Origin of the sequence: Umezawaea sp. (assembly GCF_036375055.1) — a bacterium.
GTDB lineage: Bacteria > Actinomycetota > Actinomycetes > Mycobacteriales > Pseudonocardiaceae > Umezawaea.
This window is the reverse complement of sequence record NZ_DASUSQ010000166.1, coordinates 1-18,793: the sequence shown is the minus strand read 5'-3', so window position 1 is coordinate 18,793 and position 18,793 is coordinate 1. Positions and strand designations below refer to the sequence as shown.

10 protein-coding genes and 1 pseudogene are annotated in these 18,793 nt (G+C 72.7%); 8 read left to right on the top strand and 3 right to left on the bottom strand.

What is annotated here, in order from left to right:
* Window positions 1–2: 2 nt before the first annotated feature.
* Both VFZ92_RS38965 and VFZ92_RS38960 read right to left on the bottom strand, forming a co-directional pair.
* Window positions 3–6,527 carry an SDR family NAD(P)-dependent oxidoreductase gene (locus tag VFZ92_RS38965; protein ID WP_330882535.1) on the bottom strand — a complete coding sequence of 2,175 codons (6,525 nt, stop codon included), beginning with the start codon at window positions 6,525–6,527 and terminating at the stop codon, window positions 3–5.
* Window positions 6,528–6,788: 261 nt separating this feature from the next.
* A complete protein-coding gene (locus tag VFZ92_RS38960) occupies window positions 6,789–7,592 on the bottom strand; it encodes an SGNH/GDSL hydrolase family protein (RefSeq protein ID WP_330882533.1) in 804 nt (267 codons plus the stop codon).
* 266 nt (window positions 7,593–7,858) lie between these two features.
* Here VFZ92_RS38960 and VFZ92_RS38955 point away from each other — a divergent pair, with 266 nt between their 5' ends.
* From VFZ92_RS38955 to VFZ92_RS38925, 7 genes and pseudogenes are all read left to right on the top strand, one after another.
* Window positions 7,859–8,455, top strand: coding sequence for a TetR/AcrR family transcriptional regulator (locus VFZ92_RS38955; protein WP_330882531.1), 597 nt, complete (start codon window positions 7,859–7,861; stop codon window positions 8,453–8,455).
* A gap of 8 nt (window positions 8,456–8,463) precedes the next feature.
* Window positions 8,464–9,213 carry a TIGR03084 family metal-binding protein gene (locus VFZ92_RS38950; RefSeq protein ID WP_330882529.1) on the top strand — a complete coding sequence of 250 codons (750 nt, stop codon included), beginning with the start codon at window positions 8,464–8,466 and terminating at the stop codon, window positions 9,211–9,213.
* A 56-nt stretch (window positions 9,214–9,269) separates the two neighbouring features.
* Window positions 9,270–10,768 (top strand): annotated as a pseudogene (locus tag VFZ92_RS38945) (acyclic terpene utilization AtuA family protein).
* 2 nt (window positions 10,769–10,770) lie between these two features.
* Window positions 10,771–11,913, top strand: coding sequence for an acyl-CoA dehydrogenase family protein (locus VFZ92_RS38940; protein ID WP_330882674.1), 1,143 nt, complete (start codon window positions 10,771–10,773; stop codon window positions 11,911–11,913).
* Window positions 11,910–13,505, top strand: coding sequence for an acyl-CoA carboxylase subunit beta (locus VFZ92_RS38935; RefSeq protein WP_330882527.1), 1,596 nt, complete (start codon window positions 11,910–11,912; stop codon window positions 13,503–13,505). Before VFZ92_RS38940 ends, VFZ92_RS38935 begins: the two co-directional genes overlap by 4 nt.
* 7 nt (window positions 13,506–13,512) lie before the next feature.
* Window positions 13,513–15,405 carry a biotin carboxylase N-terminal domain-containing protein gene (locus VFZ92_RS38930; protein WP_330882525.1) on the top strand — a complete coding sequence of 631 codons (1,893 nt, stop codon included), beginning with the start codon at window positions 13,513–13,515 and terminating at the stop codon, window positions 15,403–15,405.
* Entirely contained in the window at window positions 15,402–16,547 is a 1,146-nt protein-coding gene (locus VFZ92_RS38925) for an acyl-CoA dehydrogenase (protein WP_330882523.1), read from the top strand. The genes VFZ92_RS38930 and VFZ92_RS38925 overlap by 4 nt, the downstream gene beginning before the upstream one ends.
* Here VFZ92_RS38925 and VFZ92_RS38920 read toward each other — a convergent pair.
* A complete protein-coding gene (locus VFZ92_RS38920; protein ID WP_330882521.1) occupies window positions 16,544–17,350 on the bottom strand; it encodes a hypothetical protein in 807 nt (268 codons plus the stop codon). The genes VFZ92_RS38925 and VFZ92_RS38920 overlap by 4 nt on opposite strands.
* Before the next feature lie 496 nt (window positions 17,351–17,846).
* Between VFZ92_RS38920 and VFZ92_RS38915 the strand changes: the two genes are divergently transcribed.
* The coding region (locus VFZ92_RS38915) for a S8 family peptidase (RefSeq protein ID WP_330882519.1) at window positions 17,847–18,793 on the top strand (947 nt) is incomplete at its 3' end.

The following is an 18,793-nucleotide window of genomic DNA, read 5'->3' as shown; positions in this document are numbered from 1 at the left end:
CGTCACCAGCCCGATGCCGTGTAGACCACCGAGTCCAGCTCCTCCGGGCCCCAGGCGAGTTCGCGCAGCAGGCTGAGCGCGCCCTCCTCCGGGTCGATCAGCTTGATGCCGCGCTTGGCGTAGGACCGCATCAGCTCCGGCGTCACCATGCCGTTGTTGACCCCGGTCGGCGCCCACGGTCCCCAGTGGACGGTCAGCGCGCGGTAGGAGCACCGGCGCGCCACCGATTCCAGGGCGTCGTTCGCGGCGGCGTAGTCGGACTGGCCGCGGTTGCCCAGCACGGCGGCGATGCTGCCGAAGAACACCGCGAACCGCGGCCCGTTCGGCAGGTCGTCCACGGCGTCGAGCACCGTCCTGGCGCCGTCGACCTTGGTGCCGAACACCCGGCCGAACGACTCCGCGGTCTTCTCCGCGATCAGCCTGTCCTCGATGACCCCGGCCGCGTACACGACGCCGTCCAGCCTGCCGTGCTCGGTGTGGATCTCCTTGACCGCGCGGTGCACGGCCTCGACGTCGCGCGTGTCCACGGAGCGGTAGCGGACCGCGCTGCCCAGCTCGGTCAGCCGCCGGACGGTGTCGCGCACCTCCCGCACGGCCTCGATCCGCCCGATCTCCCGTTCGATCTCGGCCGGGACCCGCAGTCCGCCCGCGATCAGCGCGGCGCGCAGGGCGGCGGGGTCGGCCGCCGCGGCGATGGCGGGCGGCTCGTCCTCGGCAGGCGGCGCCGTGCGGCCCACCAGCTCGATCCGGCACCGGCTCGCGCTCGCCAGCGTGGCCGCGAACCGGGCCGTGATGCCCTTCGCGCCCCCCACCAGCAGCACCACGGAGTCGCGGTCCAGCCCGATGGCCAGCGCCTCGGCGGCACCGTCGCCCGCCGGGCCCGCGCCGGAGCTGCCGAGCAGCCCCAGGTCGGTCTCGACCATCCGCAGCCCGACCCGGCCCGCGTCGGTGATCCGCACGACGGCCTCGCCGTCGGTGGCGCCGAGTTCGGCGACCAGCGCGTCCGGCAGGACCTCGCCGTCGAACTCCACCACCTTCACCGCCGTGTCCGGGTACTCCCTGGCCGCGCTGCGGGTGAACCCGCGCAGCCCGTCACCGCCGCCCACGACGACCAGGTGGCGAGGACCGCCCGCCAGCAGGTCCCGCAGCAGCGGGAACGCCTCCGGCAGTTCGGTGTCGCGGTCGAGGTGGAAGACGCCGTCGACCCGCTCGGCCGGGTCGCGGGTGACCTCGGCGCCGAGGCCCACCAGCGTCGCGGCGAGTTCCCCGCCGTCACCGACGAGCAGGAACCGCTGTCCCGCCAACGACTCCGGAGCGACCGCCGCCGGCAGAGCGAACTCCGTCATCACCAGCCGCCGCGGGGCGATCACCACCGCCTCGGCCCCGGCGGGCGCGACCGCCTTCGGCGCGGGCGCTCCGCCTCCGCCCAGCAGTGCGGTGATGGCGGCGGCGGTGCGGGCTCGGGAGAGCTGGTCGAGGTCGGCGGTGACGCCGAGTCGGATGGCGAGTTCGCCTGCGATCTCGGTGCGCTTGATGGAGTCGACGCTGAGGTCGGCCTCCAGGTCCAGGTCCGGCTCGATCATGTCGATCGGGTAGCCCGTGCGCTCCGCGATGATCGCCAGCACCGACTCCAGGACGCTCGTCGGGGCGACGGCCACCGGGGCGTGCTCGACGACGACGGGCTGGAGCACGACCGGCTGCGGCTGGGGAGCGCGCTGGACCGGAACCCGGTCGGACGCGCCGAGGTAGCCGAGGAGGACGTCCCGCTGCGCGGCGATCATCTCGCGGCTGCCGCGGAGGAACTCCGCGATCAGCGCCTCGTCGGAACCGCCGCCGCCGTGGGCCGCCATGGGGATCTCCTGAACGCGTTCGGCCGGACGCAGCGCGCCCGTCGGGATGACGCCCGCGGCCGTGCGGACGAGGTGGCCGTCGACGGTCCAGCCCGCCGGACGGGTCGTGCGGGGCGCGGAGGCGTCGACCGAGTCGCGTCCGCGGTGCAGCCACGAGGTGCGCGGGGCGACGCCCGCCACGGCGAGCCGCGCGAGCGCGCAGAGGAAACCGCGCAGGCCCTGCCCGTGCGACTCCAGACCGACGGTCCGGTGCGGCCGGTCGCCGAGGGTCGCGGACACCAGGCCGGACAGCACCGACCCCGGCCCGGCCTCCACGAACACCCGCGCCCCGTGGGCGTACATGGCCTCGACCTGGTCGGCGAACCGCACCGGCGACCCGATCTGCGCGGCCAGTTCCGCGCGCACGTCCTCGGGGTAGACCGCCGCGGTCCGGTTCGACCACACCGGCAGCTCCGGCGCGCGCACGTCGGTCAGCGCCTCGGCGAACGCCTCGCCGGCCGAGGCGACCAGCGGGCTGTGGAACGCGCACGCGACCTTGATCCGCTTGGCGCTGAACCCGTTCGCGCGCAACGACTCCACCGCCGCCTCGACGTCGGCGGTCGGACCGGAGACCACGGTCTGCGCGGGCGAGTTGTGGTTGGCCACCACGACCGACGGGGGCAGCAGCGCCTCGAAGTCCGCGGCGGGCGCGGTCACGGCCGCCATCGCGCCCGGATCGGCGCCGGTCGCGGCGAGGATCGATTCAGCTCTCGCGGCGCTCAGCGCGAGCAGGGATTCCGCGGGCAGCGCGCCCGCCGCGGCCAGCGCGACGAGCTCGCCGAAGCTGTGGCCCGCCAGCATGTCCGGCTCGACGCCCGCCATCGCCAGCAGGTCGTGCGCGGCCAGTCCGACGATCCCCAGCGCGGGCTGGGCGACCCTGGTGTCGGTCAGCCTGGCCTGCTGCGCCGCCCGCTCCTCGGCGTCGAACGCCGTCGGCGGGTGCAGGACGTCGGCCCACCGAGCGCCGACCTGGAGGTGCCGCTGCAACTCCGGGAACGCGACGAACAGCTCGGCGAACATGCCGGGCCGCTGGCTGCCCTGACCGGGGAACAGGAACGCGACCTCGCCGGACACGCCGGAGGCCTGGAAGATCCCCTCGGACGGCGCGTCCTCGCCCGCGAGCGCCCGGCGCAGCTTCCCGGCCAGGTCGTCCACATCGGACGCCACGACCGCGAACCGCACCTCGCCGCCTGCCAGGTCCGCGCGCGCGGCGGCGCTCGCCGCGTAGTCGCGCAGCCGCCACCCGCCCGCGTCGACCAGTTCCAGCAGCTCCTCGGCGGCCCGCACCGCGCCCTCGCCGCGGAACGTGAACAGCTCGGCGGGCCACTCGTCCAGCCCGTGCGCGGGCGGCGGAGCGCCGTCGTGGCCGCGCAGCACCACGTGGAAGTTCGTGCCGCCGAACCCGAACGCGCTCACCCCGGCGACCCGGTCGGCGGGCTCGGCCGCCCACGGCCTCGGCGCGGCGTGGAAGGTGAACGGGCTGGTGTCCGCGACCCACGCGGAGTTCGGCCTGCTCACGTGCAGCGTCGGTGGCTGGACGCCCGTGTGCAGCGCCAACGAGGTCTTGATCAGTCCGGCGAGCCCGGCGGCGCACTTGGTGTGGCCGATCTGCGACTTGACCGAGCCGACGGCGCAGCCGCCGACACCCGCGCCCGCCTCGACGAACACGTCGGTGAGCGTGGCCAGCTCGGTGCGGTCGCCGACGACCGTCCCGGTGCCGTGCGCCTCGACCAGCCCGACCTCGGACGGCGAGATGCCCGCGTTGCGGTAGGCCCGCTCCAGGGCGTTGCGCTGGCCCTCCGGCCGGGGAGCGGTGAGGCCGAGCGACCGGCCGTCGCTCGCGCTGCCGACGCCCTTGATCACCGCGTAGACCCGGTCGCCGTCGCGTTCGGCGTCGGCGAGGCGCTTGAGCACCACGCACGCCACGCCCTCGCCGAGCGCGATGCCGTCGGCCGAGCTGTCGAACGTGGCGCAGCGGCCGGTCGGCGACAGCGCGTGCACCGAGGAGAAGAGCAGGTAGTCGTTGATGCCGTTGTGCAGGTCAGCGCCACCGCACAGCACGACGTCGCTGGTGCCGCTCGTGAGTTCCTTGCAGGCCACGTCCACCGCCGCCAGCGACGACGCGCAGGCCGCGTCCACGGTGTAGTTGGCGCCGCCGAGGTCGAGCCGGTTGGCGATCCGGCCCGCGATCACGTTGGCGAGCACACCGGGGAACGAGTCCTCGGTCAGCGTCGGGAGCTGGTCGCGCAGACCCGCGGGCACGTCGCCGAAGTAGCTCGGCAGCACCGTGCGCAGGGTCATGGCGTTGGACAGGTCGCTGCCCGCCTCCGCGCCGAACACCACGGACGTGCGGGACCGGTCGAACGGCCGGTCGGCGTACCCGGCGTCGGCCAGCGCCCGCGACGCCGCCTCCAGCGCCAGCAGCTGCACCGGCTCGATGCTCGCCAGCGACGTCGGCGGGATGCCGTACTTCAACGGGTCGAACGGGATCTCGGGCAGGAACCCGCCCCAGCGCGACGGGGTGCGGTCGCCGTCGCCGTCGGGGGAGTAGTAGACGGCCGGGTCCCAGCGGACGGCGGGGACCTCGGTCACGGCGTCCGCGCCGGACAGCACGTTCGCCCAGAACGACGGCAGGTCGGGAGCCTGCGGGAACATGCAGGCCATGCCGACGACCGCGATGTCCAGCGGCTCGGGCACGGGCAGGTCCAGCCCCGGTGCCACCAGGCCGAGTTCGGCGGCCCGCAGCGCGGCGAACGACGCCGCCCCGCCGGTGACGCTCTCGTGCAGCGCGGCGATCGTCGTGACCTCGGACCGCAGCACGGCCACGTCACCGGCCATGAACATGCCCTCGTCGAGCTGGCGTGCCTCGTCCACTTCGGACAGCACGTCGCCGATCCGCTCGATCCCCTTGCTGGCCAGGCGGAGCCTGCCGACGTTGAGCCGCTCCAGCCGCTCCCACGCCTCGCGGTCGGGCACGGCGCGGTCGCGCAGCTCCTGCTTCACGGCGGCGTACTCGTCGGTGAACGGGCTGCTGACGCACCGGGTCGCGTGGCCGGGCGCGGTCTCCAGCAGCTCGGTCCGCTCGGCGGCCACGACCTGCCGCTGGAACAGCGGCTGGACGGCCCCGGCCCGCACGGCCTCCTCGGTGAACAGGTACGCCGTGCCCATCAGCACGCCGATCGAGCCGCCGCGGCTGGTCAGCGGTGCGGCGAGCGCGGCCACCATCGCGGCCGACCGCTCGTCGTGGATGCCGCCCGCGAACAGCACGTGGACGTCGTCGGCGGGGTGCTCGGCGAGCACGGCCAGCTGCGCCTCCCAGAGCGGGAAGCTGTTGCGCGGCCCCACGTGCCCGCCGCACTCGGCTCCCTCGAACACGAACCGCCGCGCCCCGGCCGCGAGGAACTGCCGCAGCAGACCGGGCGACGGCACGTGCAGGAACGTGGTGACGCCGACCTCGTCCAGCGCCGCCGCCTGCGCCGGACGGCCGCCCGCGATGATCGCGTGCGTCGGCCGCAGTTCGCGGATCACGTCGAGCTGGGCGTTCTTGACGTCCTCGGCGGCGAAACCGAGGACGCCGACGCCCCAGGGGGAGCCGCCGAGCTGGTCGCGCGTCCTGGTCAGCACCTCGCGGGTCTGCTCGCCGGTCGACAGCGCCAGCGCGATGAACGGCAGGCCACCGCCGTCGGCCACGGCCGAGGCGAACGCGGGCTGGTCGCTGACCCTGGTCATCGGGCCCTGCGCGATCGGCAGGGCGGTGCCCAGCGAGCGCGCGCCGGGGGAGTCGGGGCCGAGCGCGGCGGCGCCGTCGGCGAGCGCGGAGACCACGGCGTCGCGCACGCCGCGGACCGCCGCGCCGACGGTGCCCCAGCGGTCGCGGAAGACGGCGGCGAGGAAGCCGTCCTGCCCGACGGGCGGGAAGCGGCCGTCGAGCGGACCCGACAGCGCGGCGAGGTCCGGCGGGGCCTGGGCTCCGGGGCCCCTGCGGAGCAGCACGCGGTGCCCGTGCACGACGGTCGTCTCGGAACCGTCCATCGTGGCCAGCGGACCGGTCACGTCGGCGGGCAGCTCCGACTCGGCGAGCAGCGCGAGCCCGACGTCCAGCACGACGCCCGCGGCGCCACCGGCCACCGCGGCGGCGGCCGTGTTCGGCCCGATGCCGCCCGCGGCCCACACCGGCACGTCCAGGTCGGCCAGGAGCTGTTGCAGCAGGACGAAGGTCGCCAGGTCGCCGACGCGGCCACCGCTCTCGCAGCCGCGGGCGATGACGCCGTGCGCACCGGCCAGGACGGCGTCGTGGGCCTGCTCCCGCGAGGTCACCTCGACCAGCACCCGCAGGCCGGGCAGGTCGGCGGGGACCAGGTCGGCGTCGAGCGCCAGCACGGCCGTGGTCACCTGCTCGGGCAGGTCGGGGGCCCGCAGCGGGCAGCCGGCGGTGAACCGCACGCCGAACGCCCCACCGGCCCACCTGGCGGTCCTGGCGAGCGCCGACCGGGCCTTCCGGTCACCCGCGCCGAGGTCCAGCACACCGAGCGCCCCGGCGCGCGCCGCGGCGGCCGTCATCCTCGGGGAGGTCGCCGAGAACGGGTTCAGCGCGATCACCAGATCGTCCGTGCCGCTTCCGTGTATCAACCCGCGCATTCTCACTCCAGTAACACTCGAAAGAGTGACAGGGACTACTCGGAGTTAAGCGGTCCGGTTCGTTCAGGTCAATGCGTTTGCGGCCTGAAAACTTGCAATCCCGCTCACATGTTAATTCTCTTCCCGTAACACGATAGGTGGCTTGAACTGGTGTTTTGTCTGTTTGACACGAATTGGACGCGTGATCGTCACGTCCTGGTCGGAGCATGGCGAATACCCCTCGGACACAATGGTCCAAGGGGTATTTCGTGGCCGGACGGATTAGCCGGTAATGGCGTTCAGGGGTGCGAAGTACCCGAGCTGGTGACCCTTTTTGTTCGGGTGGAAGGACTCGTTGAGCTTGAAGATTTCGAGCGCGGTCAGGTACCAGTCGGACGTGCAGATCTCGTGACCGCTGAACGTCGCCCGGGCGTCGAGGAACGTGAAGCCCGCGGCGGAGGCCTGCGCCGCCGTCACGCTCGCCAGCACGTCGGCCGAGGCGTTGATCGCGGCCTGCTTGGGTGCGCTCAACTGGCCGAAGCACGTGCCGCCCGGCTTGTAGATGCGCGGGTAGCCGATGACGACGACGCGTGCCGAGGGGGCGTTGGCCCGCACGGCGGCGTAGGTCTTCTGGAGGGCGGGCGCGACGGTCGTGCGCACGACCTGGCTCGCGGCCTGGGTGCGGGCGACGCAGTCCGCGTCGGACCCGAACGTGCAGCCGACGAGCACGTCGACGAAGCCGGCGTCGTTGCCGCCGACCTGGATCGTCACCAGCGAGGTGTCCGGCGTGACGAGCGGGAGTTGCGAGGTGAGCACGTCGGCGGTCTCGGCGCCGGAGCACGACGCCTCGACGAACGCGGTCGAGGGGTGGGCCGCGGCCCAGAGCCGGGGGTAGGCGAACGGCCCCCGGCGACACGGGTCGTTGGGGTCGTCGTAACCGTACGTTCCCACGCCGACGGCGTAGGAGTCCCCGAGTGCCACGTACTTGCCGATCGCGGCGGGGGCGGCCGACGCGGCGGACGTGGTTCCCACCAGCAGGGACAGGGCGGCCAGGGTTGACAAGACGATGGCGCGGAACGCTCGCATTGGTTCTCCGTAGATCACCGGGCAGGGGGGAACGGCGTCCAAGAGTTAGCGGTCGATCACGGTGAGCGAAAGGGGGCGCATCGAGAATTCACCGAAGTGCGTACGGTCGGGTCAGTCGCTACCTCCTTACGCCACCGGCCCACCTGCGGGGATCCGCACGACCTGCGGGGGTCCGCACCCCTCGTCGCGGACGGACCACCCCGGCGCGGAGTGCCCACTAACAATCAGGCTTGACTGTTTGTTAGTGGGCCGCCAGACTCGGCGGCATGGTGGTCGAGGCGAGGCAGCGGCAGGCCGATCGCAGCCGGGAGACCAGGCGCAAGCTCATGGAGGCCACGGTCGACTGCCTGGTCGAGCGGGGCTGGTCGCGCACCACGACGATCCTGGTCGCCGAGCGCGCGGGCGTGTCCCGCGGCGCGCAGCTCCACCACTTCCGCACCAGGGGCGAGCTGGTCGCCGCGGCCGTCGAGCACCTCGGCGCGGAGAGCGTGCAGCAGCTCAAGGCCCGCGCGATCGGTGTCGGCCGAGCCCCGGTCGCGGTGGTCGGCCTGATCGCCGACTTCTACGCGAGCGACCTGTTCTCCGCCGCGCTGGAGCTGTGGGTCGCCGCGCGCACCGACCCGGAGCTGAAGACGATCGTGCTGCCGCTCCAGGCCAGGATCGGCCGCGAGACGCACCGGCTCGCGGTGGAGCTGCTGGGCCTCGACGAGTCGCGGCCCGGTGTCCGCGAGGCCGTGCAGATCACCCTCGACCTGGTCCGCGGCCTGGCGCTGGCCAACCAGCTCGCGGACGACCGCAAACGCCGTGAGGGCATCGTCCGGCACTGGGCGACGATGCTCGAAGCCGCCCTTGAGGAGAGCTGAACGTGATCATGGACGTGCTCCACGACCTCCGCGTCGAGAGCGGTGAGCTGGACGACCTGGTCGCCCCGCTGGACGACTGGTCGGTGCCGACACCGGCCGAGGGCTGGACGATCGCCCACCAGGTCGCCCACCTCGCGTGGACGGACCGGGCGTCGCTGCTGGCCGTGCGCGACCCCGACGCGTTCACCGCCGGGCTGGCCGGGTACGACGAGCGCACGGTGGACCGGGCCGCCGCCGAGGGCGCGGAGCGCCCGGACCTGCTGGCGCACTGGCGAACGGGCCGCGACGAGCTGTCCGCCGCGCTGGCCGAGGTGCCCGCGGGCGAGAAGCTGGTGTGGTTCGGCCCCCGGATGAGCGCGACGTCGATGGCGACGGCCCGGCTGATGGAGACGTGGGCGCACGGGCAGGACGTCGCCGACGCGCTCGGCGTGGTCCGCGCGCCGTCCGACCGGCTGCGGCACGTGGCGCACATCGGCGCCCGCACGGTCGCGTTCGCCTTCCTGGTGAACAACCTCGCGCCGCCCACCGACCCGGTGCGGGTCGAGCTGGCGGCACCCGGCGGGGGCGTGTGGACGTGGGGCCCCGAGGACGCGGAGAACCGCGTCACGGGGCAGGCGCTGGACTTCTGCCTGCTGGTCACCCAGCGCCGCCACCGCGACGACCTGGACGTGACGGCCGTCGGTCCGGTGGCGCGGGAGTGGCTGCCGATCGCCCAGGCGTTCGCGGGGCCTCCCGGTGGGGGGAGGGCGCGGTCGTGATCAGGATCGGCAACGCCTCCGGCTTCTACGGCGACCGGCTCAGCGCCGTGCGGGAGATGCTGGAGGGCGGCGACCTCGACGTGCTCACCGGCGACTACCTCGCCGAGCTGACCATGCTCATCCTCGGCCGCGACCGGATGAGGGACGCGAACCTGGGCTACGCCAGGACGTTCCTGCGCCAGATGGAGGACTGCCTCGGTCTCGCCGTCGAGCGCGGCGTCACGGTCGTCGCCAACGCGGGCGGCCTGAACCCGCTGGGGCTGGCCGCCGCCATCGACGAGCTGGGGGTGGGCGCGAAGATCGGCGTCGTCACCGGCGACGACCTGCGGGCCGACTTCCCGGAGTCGTTGACCGCCAACGCCTACCTGGGTGCGTGGGGCATCGCCGAGTGCGTGCGGGCGGGCGCGGACGTCGTGGTGACCGGCCGGGTCACCGACGCCTCTCTCGTGGTCGGCCCGGCCGCGGCCCACTTCGGCTGGGCGCGCGACGACTGGGACGCGCTGGCCGGCGCGACGGTCGCGGGCCACGTGCTGGAGTGCGGCACCCAGGCGACCGGCGGCAACTACTCGTTCTTCACCTCGATCGACGTCGACCGGCCGGGCTTCCCGATCGCCGAGGTGCACGCCGACGGCTCGTCGGTGATCACCAAGCACGACGGCACCGGGGGAGCGGTCACGGTCGACACCGTCACGGCCCAGCTCCTCTACGAGATCGGCGACCCCGCCTACCCCGGACCGGACGTCGTCAGCCACTTCGACACCATCGCCCTGGAACCGCACGCGCGTGGCGTGCGGATCTCCGGGGTGCGCGGCAGCCCACCGCCGGACACGCTGAAGGTGTGCCTGAACAGCATCGGCGGTTTCCGCAACGGCACCACGTTCGTCCTCAGCGGACTGGACGTCGAGGCGAAGGCCGACCTCGTGCGGCGGCAGCTGGAGGGCGCGCTCGGCCCGGACGGTCTGACGTGGACGCTGGCCCGCACCGACCGGGAGGACGCGGACACCGAGGAGACGGCCAGCGCGCTGCTGCACGTGACCATCAAGACCCCGGACCCGAAGCGCGCCAAGGCGTTCTCCCGCACGGCCGTCGAGCTCGCGCTCGGGTCCTACCCCGGCTTCCACGTCACCGCGCCGCCGTCGGACGGCACGCCGTTCGGCGTGTACCGGGCCGCGTTCGTGCCCCGTGACCGGGTCGAGCACCGGGCCGTGCTGCCCGACGGGAAGGTGGTCACCGCATGAGGGCACCACTCGGCACGATCGCCGGAGCCCGCTCCGGCGACAAGGGCGGCGACGCGAACCTCGGCGTCTGGGTCCGCACCGACGAGGCCTACGCGTGGCTCGCGCGGGAGCTGACCGCGGCGCGGCTGAAGGAACTCCTGCCGGAGGCGGGTGAGGTCGTCCGCTACGAGCTGCCGAACCTGCGGGCGCTCAACTTCGTGCTGCTCGGTCTGCTCGGCGACGGCGTGGCCTCGTCCACCCGCTTCGACCCGCAGGCCAAGGGGCTGGGCGAGTGGCTGCGCTCCCGGCACGTCGACATCCCGGAGGAGCTGCTGTGACGATCACCGCCGACCTCTTCGGGACACCCGAGCGCAGGGAGCTGCGCGCCACCGTCCGCCGGTTCACCGAGCGCGAGGTCGTGCCGCACCTGGACGCGTGGGAACGGGCGGGCGAACTCCCGCGCGACCTGCACCGCGCCGCCGCGGGGATCGGCCTGCTCGGCATCGGCTTCGCCGAGGAGGTCGGCGGCAGCGGCGGCGACCTGCTGGACAGCGTGGTCGTGACCGAGGAGATCATCCAGGCGGGCGGCTCCTCCGGCCTGGTCGCGGGCCTGTTCACCCACGGCATCGCCCTGCCGCACATCGTCGACGCGGGGAGCCCCGACCTGGTCGACCGGTTCGTCCGGCCGACGCTGGACGGCGAGCTGATCGGTTCCCTGGCGATCACCGAACCGGACGGCGGCTCGGACGTCGCCGCGCTGCGCACCACGGCCGTCCGCGACGGCGACCACTACGTCGTCAACGGCACCAAGACGTTCATCACCTCCGGCGCCCGCGCGGACTTCGTCACCACCGCGGTCCGCACCGGCGGCCCCGGCTACGAGGGCATCAGCCTGCTCGTGGTCGACAGCGGCGTCCAGGTCGTGCGCAGGCTGGAGAAGATGGGCTGGCACTGCTCGGACACCGCCGAACTGTCCTTCGTGGACGTCCGCGTGCCCGCGGCCAACCTCGTCGGCCCGGAGAACGGCGGGTTCGCGCTCATCATGCGGCAGTTCCAGGTCGAGCGGATCACCATGGCCGTGGAGGCCTACGCCACGGCCCAGCGCTGCCTCGACCTGACGCTCGCCCACGTCCGCACCCGCGAGACCTTCGGCAAGCCCCTGGTGAAGCGGCAGCTGGTCAGCCACAAGCTGGTCGAGATGGCGCAGCGGATCGAGCTGGCCCGCACCTACACCCGCGAGGTCGCCGCCATGGTGGCCGAGGGCCGCGAGTGCGTGGCGCAGGTGTGCTTCGCGAAGAACGCCGCCGTGGCCGCGTGCGACTTCGTGGTGGACGAGGCCGTGCAGCTGCACGGCGGCTTCGGCTACCTGCGCGACGCCGAGGTCGAACGGCACTACCGCGACTCGCGCATCCTCGGCATCGGCGGCGGCACGACCGAGGTCATGGCCGAGCTGGCCGCACGACGATTGGGGTTCACGTCATGACCGCGCTGCGCTCGGTGCTGGACACCGGATCGGCGGAGTACCGCGACAACCGGGCCGCGCTGCTGGCCAAGATCGAGGAGTTGGACGCCGAGCAGGCCAAGGCGCTCGCGGGCGGCGGCCCGAAGTACACCGAGCGGCACCACGGGCGCGGCAAGCTCCTGGCCCGCGAGCGGATCGAACTGCTCCTCGACCAGGACAGCCCGTTCCTGGAGCTGTCGCCGCTGGCCGCGTGGGGCACGGACTTCCCGGTCGGCGCCAGCATCGTCACCGGCATCGGCGTCGTCGAGGGCGTCGAGTGCCTGGTGGTCGCGAACGACCCGACGGTGCGCGGCGGCGCGAGCAACCCGTGGACGCTGCGCAAGACGTTCCGCGCCAACGACATCGCCTTCGCCAACCGGCTTCCGGTGGTGAGCCTGGTCGAGTCCGGCGGTGCGGACCTGCCGAGCCAGGCGGAGATCTTCATCCCCGGGGGACGGGCGTTCCGCGACCTGACCCGGCTGTCGGCGGCGGGCATCCCGACGATCACGGCCGTGTTCGGCAACGCCACGGCGGGCGGCGCGTACGTGCCGGGCATGTCCGACCACGTGGTGATGATCAAGGACCGGTCGAAGGTGTTCCTCGGCGGTCCGCCGCTCGTCAAGATGGCGACCGGCGAGGAGGCCGAGGACGAGGCGCTCGGCGGTGCGCACATGCACGGCACGGTGTCGGGCCTGGCGGACTACGTCGCCGAGGACGAGGTCGACGCGATCCGGCTGACCCGCCGGATCGTGGCGCGGCTGAACTGGCGCAAGCTCGGCCCCGCGCCGAAACCCGTCGAGGAGCCCGCGTACCCCGCCGAGGAGCTGCTGGGGCTGGTGCCGACCGACCAGCGGATCCCGTTCGACCCTCGCGAGGTGATCGCGCGGATCGTGGACGGCTCGCGGTTCGACGAGTTCAAGCCCGGCTACGGCACCAGCCTGGTCACCGGCTGGGCCGACCTGCACGGGTACCCGGTCGGTGTCCTGGCCAACGCGCGCGGCGTGCTGTTCAGCGAGGAGTCGCAGAAGGCGACCCAGTTCATCCAGCTCGCGAACTCCGCCGACACGCCCCTGCTGTTCCTCCAGAACACCACCGGGTACATGGTGGGCGCCCAGTACGAGCAGGGCGGCATCATCAAGCACGGCGCGATGATGATCAACGCCGTGTCCAACAGCACCGTGCCGCACCTGACCGTGACCATGGGCGCGTCCTACGGCGCGGGCAACTACGGCATGTGCGGCAGGGCGTTCGACCCGCGGTTCCTGTTCACCTGGCCCAACGCCAAGTCGGCCGTCATGGGCCCCGCGCAGCTCGCGGGCGTGCTGTCGATCGTCGGGCGGCAGGCCGCCGCGGCGAAGGGGCAGCACTACGACGAGGAGCACGACGCCGCCATGCGGCAGGTGGTCGAGGGGCAGATCGAGCAGCAGTCCCTGGCCGCGTTCCTGTCGGGGCGGCTCTACGACGACGGGGTCATCGACCCCCGCGACACCCGCACCGTCCTCGGCCTCTGCCTGTCCGCGATCCACAGCGGACCGATCAAGGGCGCCGAGGGCTACGGCGTCTTCCGGATGTGATGGGGCGATGATCCAGACACTGCTGATCGCGAACCGGGGCGAGATCGCCCGCCGGATCATCCGCACGTGCCGGGAACTCGGCATCTCGCCGGTGGCCGTGCACTCCGACCCGGACGCCGACGCGCCGCACGTCGCCGAGGCCGACGCCGCCGTGCGGCTGCCCGGCGCCACCCCGGCCGAGACGTACCTGCGGGCCGACCTGCTGGTCGCCGCCGCCGTGAGCGCGGGCGCGGACGCCGTGCACCCCGGCTACGGGTTCCTGTCCGAGAACGCCGACTTCGCCCGCGCGGTGCTCGCCGCCGGGCTGGTGTGGGTCGGTCCGACGCCCGAGGCCGTCGAGGCGATGGGCTCCAAGGTCGCGGCGAAGAAGCGGATGGCGGCCGCGGGTGTGCCCGTGCTGGCCGAACTGGACCCGGACGCGGTCACCGACGCAGACTTCCCACTGCTGGTCAAGGCGTCCGCGGGCGGTGGCGGCCGGGGGATGCGCGAGGTGCGGTCCCGCGCGGACCTGGCCGACGGCGTCGCCGCCGCGCGCCGGGAGGCCGAGTCGGCGTTCGGCGACGGCACGGTGTTCTGCGAACCGCTGCTGGAGGGCGCGCGGCACGTCGAGGTGCAGGTGCTCGCAGACGCGCACGGCACGGTGTGGACCCTGGGCGAGCGCGAGTGCTCGATCCAGCGGCGGCACCAGAAGATAGTGGAGGAGACGCCGAGCCCCGCCGTGGACCCTGGGGCGCGGCAGCGGCTCTGCGCCGCCGCGACCGCCGCCGCCGAGGCCATCGGGTACGTCGGCGCGGGCACGGTCGAGTTCCTGTTCTCCGACGGCGACTTCCACTTCCTGGAGGTCAACACCCGCCTCCAGGTCGAGCACCCGGTGACCGAGCTGGTCTTCGGCGTCGACCTCGTGGCGTGGCAGATCGCCGTCGCCGAGGGGGCGCGGCTGCCCGCCGAGCCGCCCGCGCCGAACGGCCACGCGATCGAGGTGCGCCTGTACGCGGAGGACCCGGCCAGGGACTGGCGGCCCGCCAGCGGCACCCTGCACCGGTTCGAGGTGCCCGGCGACGTCCGCGTGGACAGCGGCGTGGAGAACGGCTCGGTGGTCGGCGTGCACTACGACCCGATGCTGGCCAAGGTGATCGCCTGGGCGCCGGACCGCACGAGCGCCGCCCGCAAGCTCGCCGCCTCCCTCGCGGCAGCCCGCATCCACGGCCTGGTCACGAACCGGGCCCTGCTCGTGGACGTCCTGAGGCACCCCGCGTTCCTCTCCGGGGAGACCCATACCGGCTTCCTCGACGAGCACCGCCTCACCGAGGCCCGCGAACGCGACCTGACGGGCAGCGCACTGGCCGCCGCGCTCACGCAGGCGGCACGACGGCACACCGGCGCTCTGCCGATCGGGTGGCGCAACCTGCCCTCGCAACCACAGCGCGTGAGGTACGAGAACGTCGAAGTCGATTACCGGCACACCCGCGACGGCATCGTCACGAGCCTGCCGTTCACCGTCGTCTCCGCCGACGGGGAATCCGCCGTGCTGGAACGTGACGGTTTGCGAAACCGTTTCCACGTCAGCGTTTACGGCGATTCGGTCGAAGTGGACTCGCCCCTCGGCGCGGTGACGCTCCGGTCCGTTCCGCGCTTTCCCGAACCGGTGGCGACGGTGGCGCCGGGCGCGACGGTCGCCCCGATGCCCGGCACGGTCGTGCGGGTCGCGGTCGAGCAGGGGCAGCGGGTCGAGGCGGGCGCGGAACTGCTCGTGCTGGAGGCCATGAAGATGGAGCACCGCGTCCTCGCGTCGACGGCGGGAACGGTCGCCGAGCTGCGCGTCACCCGAGGGCACCAGGTCGATTCCGGCGACGTGCTGGTCGTCGTGGCCGAGGACGAAGTCGCAGAGGGAGAGTCATGAGCGTCAACTTCACCGAGACCGACGAGCGCAGGGCGCTGCGCGCGGCCGTGGCGGACCTGGGGTCCCGCTACGGGCAGGAGTACTTCACCGCCAAGGCCCGCGCGGGCGAGAAGACGGACGAGCTGTGGGCCGAGGCGGGCGAGCTCGGCTACCTCGGGGTGGCGGTTCCCGAGGAGTTCGGCGGGGGTGGCGGCGGCATCGGCGACCTGGCCGCCGTCTGCGAGGAACTCGCCAGGGCGGGCAGTCCGATGCTGCTCATGGTGGTGTCGCCCGCGATCTGCGCGACCGTGATCGCCCGGTTCGGCACCGCCGAGCAGAAGGAGCGGTGGCTGCCCGGTTTCGCCGAGGGCACCACGAAGATGGCGTTCGCGATCACCGAGCCCGACGCGGGTTCGAACTCGCACAAGCTCACCACGAAGGTCCGCCGCGACGGCGACGAGTGGGTCCTCAGCGGCGGCAAGTACTACATCTCCGGTGTGGACGAGGTGCGGGCCGTGCTGGTCGTGGCGATCGGGGCGACCGGTCCGGCGCTGCTGATCGTGCCGACGGACGCCGCCGGGCTGACCTACCGGCCCATCGAGATGGACATCGTCTCGCCGGAGAAGCAGTTCACGATGTTCTTCGACGACGTGCGCCTGCCGTCGGACGCCCTCGTCGGCTCCGAGGACGCCGGGTTGGCCCAGCTGTTCGCCGGGCTCAACCCGGAGCGCATCATGGCGGCGTCGTTCGCCACCGGCATGGCGCGCCGGGCACTGGACAAGGCCGCCGAGTACGCGCGGACGCGGTCGGTGTGGGGTGCGCCCATCGGCACCCACCAGGGCCTGTCCCACCCGCTCGCCCAGTGCGCCATCCAGGTGGAACTGGCCAGGCTGATGACGCAGAAGGCGGCGGCGCTGTACGACGCGGGGCAGGACAGGGCGGCGGGCGAGTCGGCCAACATGGCGAAGTACGCGGCCGGTGAAGCGGTCGCCACGGCCGTCGACCTGGCCATCCAGGTCCACGGCGGCAACGGCTTGGCAACCGAGTACGGACTCGCTTCGCTGTTGACCGCGTCACGTATTTCGCGAATCGCCCCGGTGAGCCGGGAAATGATCCTGAACTATGTGGCGCAGCACACCTTGAACCTGCCCCGGTCGTATTAGTTGTAGGACCATTCCCAGCGGATGCCGAAGATTCCGGGGCCGAAGTCGCGCGCCTTCGCGTGCGCGTAGCCCCAGTCGTCCACCTTGACCGCGGCCCCGGTGGCGAGGTCCGGGGTGCAGAACTGCTCGCACCGCGCGGGCAGGCTGCGGCTGTCGAACCTGACCTCCAGCGCGTACTCGCGGACGGGGAGGCGGAAACGACGGAAGTGCGAGGTCTCCAAGGCCGGGTAGGGCGCCTCACCCTGGAGCAGCTCGTACTCCAGCACGAGCGTCTCACCCTGCCGCAGGGGTCTCGGGAACAGGAGTTCGGCGACCAGGATGCCACTGGTCGGGTCCGCTATCAGTCGCCCCAGCCTGCACGAGCGGAGCATCCCGATGGTCGGCAGGGGGTTGCCCGGCGCGTCCGTGTCGTAGACCAGCACCCACCGGTCGACGCCGCCGCGGTCGGCTCGCAGGGTCTGCCGCGAGCGCACCCTCCGGGTCCCGCCCTCGGCGCCGATCTCGACGCGGTCCTGCTGGGAGACCCGGTTCAGCCCGGTGTCGGAACTGGTGTCGACACCGGCGAGCAGCTGGGCGAGCCGGACGTTGTCCCGGCCTATGCCCTGCACCTGCGGTTCCGGCTGGCGGATTCGGCCACGACCACGGGGTCGCGGCGGGCCGAGCAGTTGGCTCAACGCGCCTTCCGGCATGTCGAGCACGTCTTCGAGGTGGCTCAACGCGAGCAGCGAATCCGGTCTTTCCGGTCTGCGCCTGCCCGACTGCCAGTAGCTCAACGCCGTGATGCTGATCGGGGCGCCCCGCATGTGCAGTCGGTGCCGAATGCGGTCCAGGCTGAGGCCTTTCGCACGTATCGCGGCACGCAGTGTTTCGGCGAACTCCTCGGCCGTTTCGGTGGTGTGGCCGACCATTACCCACTCCGTTCAGAAGGAACTTCAGCGGGAGCGACCCTACTGGGGCAAAACAGTGGTCCGGTACAGCCGTTCGGGGATGTTCCGCAGAATTCCGTATGCTGACACTGTTAAAGAAACACTGGATTCTTGAGACTTTCGGCCCTGTTCATTACCTGTGCTCGGTCGGAGGCGTACCGCCGAAGGTATGACGACGATCGTCGTGGCCCCGGTGCAGTAGAGCCCTCGGAGCGGCTGGGGCATCTGGTCTATTTCGGACACCTGGGAACGCCAATAACCTCGGAAGACGTGGAGCGCCTGCTCAGGGCGTGACATGCGGTCGTCGTCCCCGTCTTCCCCCGCCCGCGGGTCACTTCGTCGACCGTTCCCTGCGAACGACAGGAACAGACGAATGCGCGAAACACGACAGGTGCGCTGGTTGGCCGGTGCCGGTGCGGTGATCGTCGCCGCGGCGACCATCACCATGGCGGCCGGGACGGCGCAGGCCGCCGAGGGCGGCATCCTGGCGGCCGGATCGCCCCAGGCCATCCCCGGCAGCTACATCGTGAAGCTCAAGGACTTCTCCACCGCGTCCGCCGACTCCCTCGCGTCGAAGTTCGGCACGAAGATCGACCGCACGTACGAGGGCGGGTTCAAGGGCTTCGCGACGAGCGCGTCGGAGAAGCAGGCGAAGCGCCTCGCCGCCGACCCGTCGGTCGAGTACGTCGAGCAGAACCAGGTCTTCAGCATCCAGGCGACGCAGACCAACCCGCCGTCGTGGGGGCTGGACCGCATCGACCAGGCCAACCTGCCGCTCAACTCCTCCTACAGCTACACCACCACCGGCGCGGGCGTGAACGCCTACGTCATCGACACCGGTGTCCGCATCAGCCACCAGACCTTCGGCGGGCGCGCGGTCAACGGCTACGACGCCGTCAGCAACGACAACATCGCCCAGGACGGCAACGGCCACGGCACGCACGTCGCGGGCACCATCGGCGGCAGCCAGTACGGCGTCGCCAAGGGCGTGCGGATCGTCGCCGTCCGCGTGCTCGACAACAACGGCTCCGGCACGACCGCCGGTGTCGTCGCGGGCATCAACTGGGTCACCAACAACCACGTCAAGCCCGCCACGGCCAACATGAGCCTCGGCGGCGGCGCCTCCACGGCGCTGGACGACGCGGTGCGCACCTCCATCGCGCGCGGCGTCACCTACGGCGTGGCGGCGGGCAACAGCAACGCCAACGCCTCCACGTTCTCCCCGGCCCGCGTCACGCAGGCCATCACCGTCGGCGCCACCGAGCGCACCGACGCCCGCGCCAGCTACTCCAACTACGGTTCCGTGCTCGACGTCTTCGC

What these genes read in the sequence shown, in the direction of transcription:
- VFZ92_RS38965 (WP_330882535.1), bottom strand. Translation starts at nt 6,527, where the DNA reads ATGCGCGGGTTGATACACGGAAGCGGCACGGACGATCTGGTGATCGCG.
- VFZ92_RS38960 (WP_330882533.1), bottom strand. Translation starts at nt 7,592, where the DNA reads ATGCGAGCGTTCCGCGCCATCGTCTTGTCAACCCTGGCCGCCCTGTCC.
- VFZ92_RS38955 (WP_330882531.1), top strand. Translation starts at nt 7,859, where the DNA reads ATGGTGGTCGAGGCGAGGCAGCGGCAGGCCGATCGCAGCCGGGAGACC.
- VFZ92_RS38950 (WP_330882529.1), top strand. Translation starts at nt 8,464, where the DNA reads ATGGACGTGCTCCACGACCTCCGCGTCGAGAGCGGTGAGCTGGACGAC.
- VFZ92_RS38935 (WP_330882527.1), top strand. Translation starts at nt 11,910, where the DNA reads ATGACCGCGCTGCGCTCGGTGCTGGACACCGGATCGGCGGAGTACCGC.
- VFZ92_RS38930 (WP_330882525.1), top strand. Translation starts at nt 13,513, where the DNA reads ATGATCCAGACACTGCTGATCGCGAACCGGGGCGAGATCGCCCGCCGG.
- VFZ92_RS38925 (WP_330882523.1), top strand. Translation starts at nt 15,402, where the DNA reads ATGAGCGTCAACTTCACCGAGACCGACGAGCGCAGGGCGCTGCGCGCG.
- VFZ92_RS38920 (WP_330882521.1), bottom strand. Translation starts at nt 17,350, where the DNA reads ATGCGGGGCGCCCCGATCAGCATCACGGCGTTGAGCTACTGGCAGTCG.